Here is a 12366-nt window from a genome sequence, read left to right as displayed (position 1 = left end):
GCCACCGCGACAGCCCACCCCCCCTGCCGGTCATGACACCAGGGACATGAAACGGACGATGTCCTGGGGCGCGAGCTGGTTCCGCAACCCCGTCGCCAATGCGTCGCGACCGAGCAGCCGGAGATCCTCGTTGAAGTCCCCGAGCCGTGGTATCAGCACGACGGTCTCAATGCCGGCGGCGCTCGCACGCTCGATCAGGGCCGCCATCGCAGCGTCGCCTGCTGGGTCGTTGTCGCGGGCGATATAGAGCCGCCGCAGCGTCACCGGGAACAGGATGGCGGAAAGATGGGCCGCCGACAGCCCTGCTATCGACGGCAGGGTGGGCAGAGCGGACCGAACCGACAGCACCGTTTCGATGCCTTCGCCGGCTGCCATCACCTCCGAGCCACCCCCGAACCGGACGGCCGATCCGAGGAGATCACCCATCGCACGCCGGGGCGTCTCGATGGGCGCACGGCCGAGATGGGCCTCGGAGAAGCCGCCGGGATCGAGCCAGGTGCGGTGCGCGCCGGTCAGCTTGCCGGAGAGGTCGGTGACGGCGGCGATCATCGCCGGCCAGGTCTCGGTCGGGGAATATTCGTCAGGCCGATAGTAGCAGGTTGGATGGAAGCGCAGGGCTCCAGTTTCATGCAGGGCCGTGATGGCGCGATCCCGCAGGTAGGTCTCCACGCGCGTCCGCGCGATGGACTGCGACATGGCGAACAGCCGCCGCGCCGCTTCCGGTGAACCTGCTGACGCGGGCGAGGCGCCTCCCTTCCGCTCATCCGGGTTCGGATCAGGATGGGGAAGACTGAGGAAACTGCGAGCTTCCTCAGCCACGTCCTTGAAGTCGACGAGACCGCAACTCTCACGGATGACGTCGAGGAGGTCGCCATGTTCAGCGGTCGCCGCATCGGTCCATTTTCCGGCCGCGCCCTTGCCGGTTTCCGCGCCCTTGAGGCGCACGAACATCGAGCGGCCCGGCGTGTTGCGGACATCGCCGACCAGCCAGTAGCGGCCCTCGCGGTGTCCCGATGAGAGATAGTGGCGGCATACCGCCTCGGCCTGACGGCCGAGGCGGATTGCGAGTTCGCCGGCATCGAAGCGAGCCATTATGCGGCCTCCTTCTCGCCGATGCGCTCGACGGGCCAGCGTTCAAGCAGCCTTTCGAGAACGGCCGCGCCGTTGCTATCGGTTGGCACGAACATCCGCAGCTTCCACGAGATGATCTCGTGGAAGAGCCCATAGGCAGACAGCCGCTCCCGCATCGTATCGGTGAAGCCGGACAGTTCGATGCGGTGGGCACCCATGACGCGGACGCGCCGAAGCTGAAGGCCCTCCACGAGTTCGAGGATGGTCCGGCCGTCCATCAGCGTTCTGAAGGCATCGTCTGCCGACAGCATCGTGGTGCCGGTCGCCATGGCGCCGGCGACCCAGGCCGGCGAGACCCTCCGGCCGATGATGCGTTCGCCATCATCGGTCTGGAGCCGATAGACCCGCGTGGATTCATTCGGCAGGCGCTTCCAGATCGGCAGCAGCAGGCCGGCCACGACATGGATGTTCGATTCCGAGAAGCTCGGGATTTCGGCCAGCTCGGCGTTCCATGCCTTGGCGAAGGTCGCGCGGTCGGTTTCGTGCCAATGGCTCTCAGCCATGGCCTTGAGCGTCGCGTAGTGTTGCTCCATCGGACGCAACAGGGTGACGCGGCGCTCGATCTCGCCATCGTCGAGCATCAGCGATGGCGCCGTAATCTGGACCGCTGCCCGCCCGGACCGCTCATTAACGAGAAGAACGGCGCGTGGGTCGTTGAGCCATGCCAGCGCAGTCTCTAGCGAGACTGGCCGGTTCTTCTGGCGCTGCGCCACGGTAAGGAGCTGCGTTGCCGCACCGGTGTCGGGATGGGTGTAGATGGTGCGGCGATCCTTGACGACAAAACTCTCCGCCTGGAGCGTTTCGAGGCCGAGATCGTAGATTCCGGCCGCGATCGCGCCTTCGACCTTGGCGGTCAGCAACTGCTCGAAGGCCGAGTACAGGATGTCCTGCAGCTCAATGGTGAGCGCCAGGAGCCGATTGAGGAAGGTCGTGATAGGCGGCAATTCATCCTTGATGCTGTTGTCGTCCATCAGCTTCAGGCCCGTCGTATCTTCGAAGCGCTGGAGCGAGCAGCTCTCGACCTTGCCGCGAACGAGGAGGACATAGAGCTGGCGTAGCGCGTCGCGGGCGTAGTGCGATTCCAGATTGTCCTCGGGCCGGAACAGCCCCTGGCCGCCTGTCTGGCGCTGGCCGCGCGTGATCGCGCCCAACGTGTCGAGGCGGCGGGCGATCGTGGAGAGAAAGCGCTTCTCGGCCTTCACATTGGTGGCGATCGGCCGGAAGAGCGGCGGCTGAGCCTGATTGGTGCGATTGGTCCGGCCGAGCCCCTGAATGGCGGCGTCGGCCTTCCAGCCGGGTTCGAGCAGGTAATGGACGCGCAGGCGCTGGTTCTTCGCGGCGAGATCGGCGTGATAGCTGCGACCGGTGCCACCGGCATCCGAGAAGATCAGCACGCGCTTCTGGTCATCCATGAAGGCTTGCGTCTCTGCGAGGTTGGCCGAGCCGGCGCGGCTTTCGACGACGAAGCGCTGGCCCCTGCCGTCGGCGCTGGGCTTGCGCACGATACGGCGGGAGCGGCCGGTCACTTCGGCGACCATATCCGTGCCGAAGCGCTGTACGATCTGATCGAGTGCACCCGGGACCGGCGGCAAGCTTGCGAGCTTCTCGATCAGCGCGTTGCGGCGTGCCACCGCCTCGCGGCTTTCGACAGGCTGGCCATCGCGGAAGACAGCGCGCGATGAGACATTGCCGTCGCCGTCCGTGAACGGCTCATAGAGCTGCACCGGGAAGGAATGGGCGAGGTAATCGAGCACATATTCGCGAGGCGTGATGTCGACGCGGATGTCGGCCCATTCCTCAGTTGGGATCTCCGCCAGGCGGCGCTCCATCAGCGCCTCCCCGGTCGAGACGATCTGGATGACGGCCGAATGGCCCGCCTCGAGGTCGCGCTCGATCGAGCGGATCAGGGTGGGGGTCTTCATTGATGTCAGCAGATGGCCGAAGAACCGCTGCTTGGCCGACTCGAGGGCAGAGCGGGCTGCGGATTTCGCTTGCTTGTTCAAGGTACCGGAGGAGCCGGTGATATTGGCGGCCTCCATCGCAGCATCGAGGTGATTGTGGATGACAGCGAAAGCTCCGGCATAGGCATCGTAGATGCGCCGCTGCTCGTCGGTGAGCTCGTGTTCGAGGAGTTCGTATTCAACACCATCGTAAGAGAGGGAGCGGGCCGTATAGAGGCCAAGCGCCCTGAGATCGCGCGCCAGGACCTCCATCGCGGCAAGGCCGCCAGCCTCGATCGCCTCGACGAAGTCGGCGCGGGTCGCGAAGGGAAAGTCGTCGCCGCCCCAGAAGCCGAGCCGCTGGGCATAGGCGAGATTGTGGACTGTGGTCGCCCCCGTCGCGGAGACATAGACGATGCGGGCGTTCGGCAGGGCGTGCTGGAGACGCAAGCCCGCACGCCCCTGCTGCGAGGCGGCGACATCGCCGCGCTCGCCCTTGCCGCTGGCCGCGTTCTGCATGGCGTGGCTCTCGTCGAAGACGATCACGCCATCGAAGTCGGGCCCCAACCATTCGACGGTCTGCTTGACGCGCGAGACCTTCTCGGCCCGATCATCGGAGCGCAGCGTTGCGTAGGTCGTAAAAAGGACCCCTTCCGGCAGCGCGATCGTCTTACCCTGGGGGAAGCGGGACAGAGGTGTGACAAGCAGGCGCTCCATGCCGAGCGCGGACCAGTCGCGCTGCGCATCTTCCAGGAGCTTGTCGGATTTCGAGATCCAGACGGCTTTGCGGTGGCCGCGTAGCCAATTGTCGAGAATGATGCCGGCCGATTGGCGGCCCTTGCCGGCGCCGGTCCCGTCGCCGAGCATGAATCCGCGGCGGAATCGGACGGCGCCGGGTGCATCCTCCGGGGCCGCCTTCACGATGTCAAAGGTATCGTCGACGGTCCAGGAGCCGGCGAGGAATTCGCCATGGGCTTCACCGGCATAGATGACGGTTTCGAGCTGAGCGTCCGAAAGGAGCCCACGGCTGACGAGCTTCGCCGGGAGCATCGGGCGATAGGACGGCTTCGGCGGCGCGATCGAGGCCATCGCGGCGGATTGGACCAGCTTGGTCGGATGCGCCTGCGCATCGGGAATACGGATCGCCTGCAATCCGTATTCTTCGTAGATGGCATCGGTCAGGCGGGCGCCGTCCGGGGGCGTCCAGTCGACCGTCTCGTACGCGAGCTCGACGCCCTCGATCTCACCGATCGGTGGACGCGCCGGCGCAGTGGTGGCGGCGCGCGCGAGATAGCTGCGCACGGTCCGCGGTGCGATCGCAGCGGGCGTGACCTTCGGAGCGCCGGCGATCAGCAGCCGCGGCGGGACTTGCGCAGCGATCCAGGCGAAGAGCGTTGCGACGTCGGGGGCGAAGCCCGACGAAGCGGGAAAGCAAGTGGGATCGATCGCCGGCAATTTGTCGATGACGGTGAGGCGCGTCTCGATCGTCGTGCCGTGCCTGGCATAGACCGCGCCGTCGATCGCGGCAGAGAAGACGATGCGGGCGCACCCCTGAAGGCGGACGAAGGCGTCCCGCCAGGCCGTGGCCTCGGGGCTGAAATTTGAGCCGGTGATGGTCACGAGCCGGCCGCCATCGGCCAGCCGCGCCAGGGCGCTGGCAACATGGCGATAGGCGGCATCAGTGACACGCCCCTCGACATTGGCGAGGACCGAGAAGGGCGGATTCATTAACACGACGGAGGGAGCGATTGCCGGCTCGAGATGATCGTTGATCTGCGCGGCATCGAAGCGCGTCACAGGTTCGGCCGGAAAGAGAAGGGAAAGAAGGCCTGCGCGCAGCTCCGCGAGCTCGTTCAGAACGAGCGATCCGCCGGCGATCTCGGCGAGGATGGCCAGAAGCCCGGTGCCGGCCGAGGGTTCCAGGACACGATCAGTGGGCGTGATGGCAGCAGCCGTAACGGCGGCGATGCCCAGCGAGATCGGTGTCGAGAACTGCTGGAATGCCTGGCTCTCCTCCGAACGGCGGGTTTGCGTGGGGAGAAGGCCGACGATCTTGCCGAGAAGCGGCAGGAGAGCGGCCGGAGAGCCGGCTCTGCGGAGAAGCGACTTCCCATATTTCCGCATAAACAGGACGGTCGCGGCCTCGCAGGCGTCATAGGCAGTCTTCCAGTCCCAGGCCCCGGAGGCGTCGGACGCGCCGAAAGCGCTTTCCATGGCAGAGCGCAGAACGCTTGCATCGACACGCTGGCCGCGTTCGAGCTGCGGAAGCAGGAGAATGGCGGCGGCGTGCACCGCAGCGGCGGGGGCGACGACAGCGGCGTCCGGCGCGGTCGCGGCGTCAGGAAGAGGAAACACGGCGTTCATCGGGCAATCCCCGGGAGAGCGGGAGGAACAAACCCGGCGGCGCTCTCTCTCGGACCGGACGGGCTCAAACCCCGTCCCGGCCACACTCTTTCTCTCAGGCCGTCATTGACTTGGACCATTCAATGGACCATCTCTCGGGAGAGGATTTCTACCTAGCGGAGGGAGCCGCGCGATGCGCGTATCTGTCAGCGATGCGAAGGGGCAGCTCACCGAACTGGTGAAGCGGGCCGAAGCCGGCGACGAGGTCATCCTGACCCGTCGCGGACATGAGGTTGTGCGGCTCGTCGCCATGGCGGCCGCGCCCGGGTTGAAGGGCCGGCGCGCGCTGATGGAGAAAGTCAGGGCCGCGGCCGCGAGCAAGGCATTGCCGGGAGCGGATGCCGCCCACAGCCAGGACTTCCTCTATGGCGATGACGGGCTGCCCGCGTGATCGCCGTCGATACCTCGGCCCTCATGGCGATCGTGCTCGGCGAACCGCAGGACGAAGCCTGCATGACCGCGATCGAGGAAGCCGAGCAGCTGCTGATCTCGGCCGGGACCGTCGCCGAGGCGCTGATTGTCGCCGGACAGCGCAATGTCAGCGACGAGGTCGGTGCATTGATTTCCGGGCTGGGCTTCGAGATCGTCTCGGTGACGGCGGCGTCGGCCCGCCGGATTGCGGGCGCCTATGCTCGGTGGGGCAAGGGCATCCACCCGGCGTCGCTGAACTATGGCGACTGCTTTGCCTATGCGGTTGCCATCGAGCACGATTGCCCGCTGCTCTATATCGGCGACGACTTCGGCCAGACGGATGTGCGCTCGGCCCTCCAGATCGGGCGATGATCTCAGGCATCGGAGCCTCCTTCGCCTGAGAGCGCCTCCCGACCACGACCCACTCCCACCATTTTCGGATCTTTGGCTCCGGCAAGGATGGCTTCGCCCCGCGCGACCGCCCACGCAGCGCGCGATACCCATTCGCTCGAGGGCGTAGAGCCGGCGCGGATGTCGACCATCATCATTTTGAGAAGGCCCAGCAGCGTTTCGAAATGCCGGGCCTTGCGCTGGATAGTCTCCCCGAAATGGGCCGGCACTGTGAGGGACGGCGCCGAATAAGCGGCCTTCGCACCGGGCCAGATTCCGGAAACGAAGCTCTCGTGGGCGGACTCGTAGTCCGGCCTGCCGACGTCCCAGTCATCATCGTCGATGGCGAGGCGGCAAGCGGCGGCGATTGTCCGGGCGTTATAGTCGCGATGGCGAAAGACGGGCAGGTGATAGGTGGTTTCGATCGTGAAAACGGGCATCGAAGCTCTCCTGAAACGAGATCGCCCGGCTCGGAGCCGGGCAGGTTCGGTGGGATGCCGTGGGGAGGTTGCGGCCAGCGGTCAGGCGGCGTGAAGCAGCGCCGCGCGCGCCCGCTGCCGCCAGTCGGGATGGACGAGCCGGCCTTCGAGGGCACTGGCCCGGAAGCGAAGCGAGCGGGCTTCCCGATGATGCTCCGCAGCGGCCGCGCACGAGGCTTCTCGGCGCAGGTCGCAGGCCTGCGAGATCACAAGCCTGGCCTCGCCGTCAGAGGCGACCGGCTCGCACCATTTGATGCCAAGACCGTCAGGTTCGCCGGCGATGACCTGGCATTGGTCGTCATCGACGACGACGAAGAGCCGTGGCGTAAAGGCGACCGCGCTGTCATCGTGGATGGCGATCCGATCCTGACCGGCCAGAACTTCGACGGCCGCGATCGCGCCAGCGATGGAGCCGGCTGTTGCCAGTGCGACGTTTCGCGGGGCGGAGTAGGCGCGGGAGGCGGGATCCCCGTCGCAGTAGTGCGCCTCGCCCAGGCAGGTGATCCGCAGCGGCAAGCTCGGTGCGTTGGTGAGCGCGGCGCTCGCGCGGGCAGTAGGCGTCCGGGTGCTCAGGCCAGCAATCGGGAACGAGGGACGAGCATTCATCACGGTTTCTCCATGACGGGCTGCAGGAGCCACTCTCCCGCACCACGACCCGTCACGGCCGGACCGGCCGACCTCTCCCTCTCTGCTCTCGACCAGCGCCCGAGGCCGACACGACAAAAGCGCCCCGCATCGAGCGGGGCGCTTTCGTGGATCAGTCGATGGTCTGGTAGATTTCGGACGCTTCGGGATGGCCGTCGACGTAAGCGTGAAGGCGCTCGTAGCCATCGCTCAGGAAGCTCGAGCGGAACTGGAACGAGAGATGCGAGAAAGTAAAAAGGGTCGCGATGATCCCGGCTGCCTCGGCCGAAACTTCCCCTTCGAAGCAGGTGATCTCGCCTTCGATCCGGAGCCGGGGCTTCGAGGTCGGCGCGAGGAAGAGCGGCTGGCCACGATCCTCGTAGAAGTTCCAGTGGCCGCCGCCATAGTCGCGCGGACTCAGGCGATCCATCATGGCGTAGACGGTGTTTTCGGCGACGATCAGCATCGGAACGCCGAAGAGCTCGGGGAGGAATGCAGGTCGGCGTTCCTCGGGGACCAGCGTTGCAGGATGCTGGGTCATGTCGCCGCCCTCCCTTCGACAATATCGGCGCCGACGGCGTCCGCGCAGACTGGTTCGAGACGGGCGCTGCGGTAGCCAGTTTTCGCGAGCCACAGTTCCGCGGCGTCCTGGTCCTCGGCCAGATGCAGCAACTCGTCGCTCTCGCCGACGGTCTGGACAATCCGGACCTGCCCGATGCGCGGGCGTTCCACGACGCGGAAGGTCAGATCGCTGTCGATCCCGTAGGTGCGGGTCACGGTCATGACGATGATGCCGTCCTGTCCGAAGCTGCCCTCGTTCAAGGTGAAGCAGGGCAGCGCGGTGTAGGTCGGACGCTCGCGCTCCGGCACCTTGCGCACAAGTCGGCCGACGCCATTGCGCCGTTCCCAGGCCGCGAGCTTCTTGCTGAAGCGGGCCGGCGGTTTTCGGCTCCCATCGCTGTAGCCGATGAGCGAGCCGAGGGGAGCGATGTCGAATATGAGCGATGCGGACATGAATGTGTCTCCAGAACGAAAATGCCCCGGTCGACGACCGGGGCAGGAATGCGATGGTGACGATCGGCGGGGCGGCCGAAGCCGCCCCGCCGATGACTATTCGGCCGCGACGAGGTGATGGTCCTCGCCCTCATCCGCCGCATCCGCGTCGTCTCCGATCAGGAATTCCGGCAGCGCCTCGTCCTCGCCATGGGTCTCCGCCGAAACGGCATCCCCTTCGAGGTGGGGGGTGCGCAGCGGTTCGGGCAGCCAGCCGGTATCGGCCAGCAGCCGTTCGGCCTGCGTGGCCATGTCCCCCTTCTTCAGATGCTCGATGAGCGAGGCCGCACGGTCGCCGGCGCCTTCACGGACGGCGGCCAGGATGTGCGCCTTGGTGACGATCCCCAGATAGTTGGCGACGGTCGGCCGCCAGCCGGCATCGACCACCATGTCGAGGCCGGTCGCGCGCGCGAGGCGGTCAGCACCAGCGAGACGGCGCACCAGACTATGCTGGCTCGGTCCTGCGGCGCTGTGGTCGTTCGGCCGCTCGTAGAGCGCGTTGACGCCATAGCTGACGCAATGGGCGAGAAGCGCCATGCGGCTGGCGTCGTCGAGGTCAGCGATCCAGTCCCACAGGGCGCCCTCGTCCGAGGGGATATCGGTCTTCCAGGCCTCGTAGCGTTCGTCGATCGCCTTCGCGGAAGGGGATTCGGCGAGATCCGATCCCTGCGAGGCTAAATACCGGTGGCGAACCGAGATTTCGAGGCAGCCGGTTGGCGCGGAGTAGGAATAGCGCTCCATCACCATCCGGTGCAGCAGCGCCGTCATCGCAACATGCGCGTTTTCGGCGAGGGCCTGCTGCAGGGCGAGCGTGCGGTGGGCCGTGAGCTGGCCGACCAGGCGCTCCGGCAGGAGCTTGATGACGCCGTCGTCCTCTTCCTCCACGTCGACCGGCTGGCCGCCGATCGAGATGGCGGTACGTTGGAATGATTCAGTGCCGTCGACGAACTCAGGATCGTCACCCTCCGAACCGGAGTCTTCCCCATCGATGACCAGCGGCGCCTCGTCCTCAGGCCGGACATAGCCGCGATCGACGACAAGCTCGCCGTCGCGGTTGATGGTGAGGAAGACGCCGGCGCGCGCGACCTCATCCGGCTCGAAGATCGCGGGCCGGTTCTCGAAGCCCGCGAGAGCTGCTTCGATCTCGCTGAAGCGCTGATCGACCTCGTCCGGCAGTTCGTCAGCATCGGAATAGGCAGCTTCGAGGTCGTCGTACTCCTTGCGCAAGGCCTCTCTGCCTGCGCGCTCTTCCTCGGTGAGCTCCTGGGAGACGCTGCCGATCTTGCGCAGGCCGTTGGCGTAGCCATAGGGCAGCTCGACCGCGGCTTCGATCCACTTCCAGCCATGGCTCGCGAGCTCGTCGGCCAGCATGTGGAGCTTCTCAGTGACGAGGCGATCGAGCAGGCCGACGTCCTCGAGCCAGCCGCCGTCGTCGTCGGAGAAGAGGTCGCGCAGAACGGGGCCGCCGGCGGCCTCATAGGCCTCCAGTCCGACAAAGAGAGCACGCTTGTCGGCCGACGGCACCGTGGTCTCCGTCAACATGCGTCGGATCTGCCAGGGCTCCTTCTGCCAGGAGCCGGTAATGCGCTCCCAGACCTGCTCCTGGCGCGCGTGGTCGGGGTTGACGGTGAAGGCTTCGAGCATCGCCAGCGTCATCTCGTCGCCCGCATAGAGCTCGCGCAGCGCTGGGGAAACGGAGGCGAGGCGGAGGCGCTGGGTGACGTAGCGCGGCGTCGTGCGATAGGCGTCGGCGATCTCCTCCCTGGTAATGCCGTCATCGATCATGCGCTTGAACGCCTTGAATTGATCGAGCGGGTGGAGTGCGAGCCGCACCGTGTTCTCGGCCAACGAGTCGTCGATCGCTGAAGTCTTGGCGTTGGCCTTCTTGACGAGGCAAGGGACGAGTCCATCGACCGGGAAGCGGCCGGCTTCCACCAGACGCGAGATCGCCCGGAAGCGGCGGCCACCGGCGGGAGTCTCGAAATCGCCCGTCTCATTGCCGTCGGCGTCAAGCACGGCACGGACATTCAGGCCCATCACCAGGTCCTCGCGCCGATCGATATCGTGGGTCAGCTCATCGAGGCCGTCTTCGACGCCGATTTCACGGACATTGCTGTCCGACAGCCTGATCCGGTTGAAGGGGATGTCGCGCGAGCGGGAGAATTCGATCATCGCGACGACAGGGGTCTGGATCTTCTTCCTGGAAGCCTTGGCCATGGTGTCTACTCCGCGACGGATCCCCGAGAGCCACTCTCTCGGATCTGAAATCCGTCACGAAGCGAAGCGCCGCCCTCTTCCTCTGGAGGGCAGCGCCACGCTCAACCGGACCGGAGTGGTCCCCCAGCGCAATGCCGTGGAAGCGGCTCTGGTTTGTCGAGGACCCTGCGGCGCCGATCAGGCCGCGCGATCGAGCAGCTTCTTGGCCTTCGCCTCCAGGTCAAGGCGGGCGTCCTGATGGGGCTTGGCACGCGCAAGAGCGGTGATGCCCTGGACGAAATCGAATATCGACTCCGGCGGGCGTCCCTCCTCAGTCAAGACCGTATCGATGATCTTCGCGGTCTCGCCCTTCGAGAAGCCGCGGCGGCGCAGGAAATCGGTGCGGTCTTCGTCATTGCGGGCGACGATGCGTTCGCGCGAGGCCTTGATGCCGTTGATGAAGGGCATGGCTGAGGAGTTGGCGAAGTTCAGCAGAGCCGGCGTGGCCTCGTGCGCGAAGCGGGAGGCTGCGTATTTCGAGTGGCGGATCGTGATCTCCTCGAAATCCTCGACGCCCCACAAATTGCGGTTCTGGCAGACCGCCCGAAGGTAGAAGCTGGCAAGGCCAAGTGTTTTCGCGCCGACCTCGGAGTTCCAGCAATAGAAGCCGCGGAAATAAAGGTCGGGTGAGCCGTCAGGAAGTTTGCCAGCCTCGATCGGATTCAGGTCGTCGACCAGGAAGATGAAGACGTCGCGATCAGAGGCATAGAGCGTCGTGGTATCCTTGTTGATGTCGACCCCGGGATTATAGATGCCGGTTGACCAGTCGAGGACGCCCGGCACCTTCCAGCGGGTATCTCCGGTGCCGTTGCCGGCGATGCTTTGCACGGCCCCGACGAGTTCATGATCGAAGATGCGGCCGTAGTCGGGGCCGGTCACGGCGCGCAACTCGACACGACCATCATCGGCCTCGAAGGTCTTGACCTGCTCAGCGCGATGGTTGGCGAGGCCATATTGCAGGTTGATGCCGGCGAGCGGCGCAGGGAGCTGGCGCAGATAGGTGGCGGGCGCACCGACCAGACTGGCAAGCTGGCCGATACTCCAATGGGTTGGGGCGACCGGAGCCTCCGCGCCTGGCAGGATCAGGCTCAGCCGTTCGGGATCATTTCGGCTCGCTTCCACATGGATACGTGCGCTCTCGACGGTCCGCGTGCGGCTGCGCTCGGACCGCGCTCCGACCGTGCGCGCGAGATCAGTGAGCGAAAGGAAGCGCTCATCATCCGGCCGTGAGAACCACTCGGACGAGACACGGCCGATGCGTTCGCCGCGCGATACATCCACCTTGTAACCCCCGCGAGGCTGGGGAGTGGCATTGAGAACTTGCGTGTTCATGGCTGAGGTCTCCATGACGGGCGCCGGAGACTCTCTCTCGGTCTTAAACCCGTCGTGGATTCCTCGCTCTCCTCTCACTCTCGGAGACGCGGTACTCTGCCATCAAGCTGTTGAAGGCGTCGTGGATAGTGCGGGAATCCGCGCCCCGATGGGACTTCCTCGCGCCATCTTCGCTGCCCAGCGGAACAGCATCGTTCGGCTGCAGTTAGCCCGCGCGCTATCTCCGCGCTGCCCGGCCCCCGCAAGACGGAACATTGTTACAGATTGTAACGGGGAGGAACCCCCGCTCACCGCACGCGTCTTTCTCTGGAGCAACAAAGCTCACCGCGACTGTAACGGGCCCAAGG

10 protein-coding genes are annotated in these 12366 nt (G+C 65.8%); 2 read left to right on the top strand and 8 right to left on the bottom strand.

Translation table 11 applies throughout. From position 1 onward, the window contains the following. Window positions 1-30: 30 nt before the first annotated feature. A complete protein-coding gene (locus BMZ69_RS16010) occupies window positions 31-1092 on the bottom strand; it encodes a DUF7146 domain-containing protein (protein WP_092158311.1) in 1062 nt (353 codons plus the stop codon). Continuing rightward, on the bottom strand, window positions 1092-5435 hold the full coding sequence (locus BMZ69_RS16005) for a strawberry notch family protein (RefSeq protein ID WP_092158309.1): 4344 nt from the start codon (window positions 5433-5435) through the stop codon (window positions 1092-1094). The genes BMZ69_RS16010 and BMZ69_RS16005 overlap by 1 nt, the downstream gene beginning before the upstream one ends. 172 nt (window positions 5436-5607) lie before the next feature. On the opposite strand from BMZ69_RS16005, the gene BMZ69_RS16000 reads away from it, so the two are divergent. Further along, entirely contained in the window at window positions 5608-5865 is a 258-nt protein-coding gene (locus BMZ69_RS16000; RefSeq protein ID WP_092158307.1) for a type II toxin-antitoxin system Phd/YefM family antitoxin, read from the top strand. After that, entirely contained in the window at window positions 5862-6257 is a 396-nt protein-coding gene (locus BMZ69_RS15995) for a type II toxin-antitoxin system VapC family toxin (protein ID WP_092158305.1), read from the top strand. The genes BMZ69_RS16000 and BMZ69_RS15995 overlap by 4 nt, the downstream gene beginning before the upstream one ends. A gap of 2 nt (window positions 6258-6259) precedes the next feature. On the opposite strand, the gene BMZ69_RS15990 is transcribed toward BMZ69_RS15995, so the two are convergent. From BMZ69_RS15990 to BMZ69_RS15965, 6 genes are all read right to left on the bottom strand, one after another. Beyond that, complete coding sequence (locus BMZ69_RS15990; RefSeq protein ID WP_175506826.1) at window positions 6260-6715, bottom strand: hypothetical protein; 456 nt, start codon at window positions 6713-6715, stop codon at window positions 6260-6262. Window positions 6716-6796: 81 nt separating this feature from the next. Next, window positions 6797-7360, bottom strand: a complete 564-nt coding sequence (locus BMZ69_RS15985) for a hypothetical protein (RefSeq protein WP_092158303.1) — start codon at window positions 7358-7360, stop codon at window positions 6797-6799. Window positions 7361-7511: 151 nt separating this feature from the next. Continuing rightward, window positions 7512-7919: an antirestriction protein gene (locus BMZ69_RS15980; protein WP_139219066.1), complete on the bottom strand. Its 408-nt coding sequence runs from the start codon at window positions 7917-7919 to the stop codon at window positions 7512-7514. Then, on the bottom strand, window positions 7916-8392 hold the full coding sequence (locus BMZ69_RS15975) for a hypothetical protein (RefSeq protein WP_092158301.1): 477 nt from the start codon (window positions 8390-8392) through the stop codon (window positions 7916-7918). The genes BMZ69_RS15980 and BMZ69_RS15975 overlap by 4 nt, the downstream gene beginning before the upstream one ends. A gap of 96 nt (window positions 8393-8488) precedes the next feature. Beyond that, on the bottom strand, window positions 8489-10648 hold the full coding sequence (locus BMZ69_RS15970) for a ParB/RepB/Spo0J family partition protein (protein ID WP_092158299.1): 2160 nt from the start codon (window positions 10646-10648) through the stop codon (window positions 8489-8491). Window positions 10649-10825: 177 nt separating this feature from the next. After that, complete coding sequence (locus tag BMZ69_RS15965; RefSeq protein ID WP_092158297.1) at window positions 10826-12019, bottom strand: DUF932 domain-containing protein; 1194 nt, start codon at window positions 12017-12019, stop codon at window positions 10826-10828. Window positions 12020-12366 lie beyond the last annotated feature (347 nt).

Source organism: Allobosea sp. CRIB-10, assembly GCF_900112185.1.
Taxonomy (GTDB): Bacteria; Pseudomonadota; Alphaproteobacteria; order Rhizobiales; family Beijerinckiaceae; genus Allobosea.
The sequence above is the reverse complement of the archived record's forward strand: the minus strand, read 5'-3'. Positions and strand labels throughout refer to the sequence as shown.

Excerpts from the sequence above, each read along its gene's own strand:
- BMZ69_RS15965 (WP_092158297.1), bottom strand. The coding sequence starts at position 12,019 with ATGAACACGCAAGTTCTCAATGCCACTCCCCAGCCTCGCGGGGGTTAC.
- BMZ69_RS15975 (WP_092158301.1), bottom strand. The coding sequence starts at position 8,392 with ATGTCCGCATCGCTCATATTCGACATCGCTCCCCTCGGCTCGCTCATC.
- BMZ69_RS16010 (WP_092158311.1), bottom strand. The coding sequence starts at position 1,092 with ATGGCTCGCTTCGATGCCGGCGAACTCGCAATCCGCCTCGGCCGTCAG.
- BMZ69_RS15980 (WP_139219066.1), bottom strand. The coding sequence starts at position 7,919 with ATGACCCAGCATCCTGCAACGCTGGTCCCCGAGGAACGCCGACCTGCA.
- BMZ69_RS16000 (WP_092158307.1), top strand. The coding sequence starts at position 5,608 with ATGCGCGTATCTGTCAGCGATGCGAAGGGGCAGCTCACCGAACTGGTG.
- BMZ69_RS15985 (WP_092158303.1), bottom strand. The coding sequence starts at position 7,360 with ATGAATGCTCGTCCCTCGTTCCCGATTGCTGGCCTGAGCACCCGGACG.
- BMZ69_RS15990 (WP_175506826.1), bottom strand. The coding sequence starts at position 6,715 with ATGCCCGTTTTCACGATCGAAACCACCTATCACCTGCCCGTCTTTCGC.
- BMZ69_RS16005 (WP_092158309.1), bottom strand. The coding sequence starts at position 5,435 with ATGAACGCCGTGTTTCCTCTTCCTGACGCCGCGACCGCGCCGGACGCC.
- BMZ69_RS15970 (WP_092158299.1), bottom strand. The coding sequence starts at position 10,648 with ATGGCCAAGGCTTCCAGGAAGAAGATCCAGACCCCTGTCGTCGCGATG.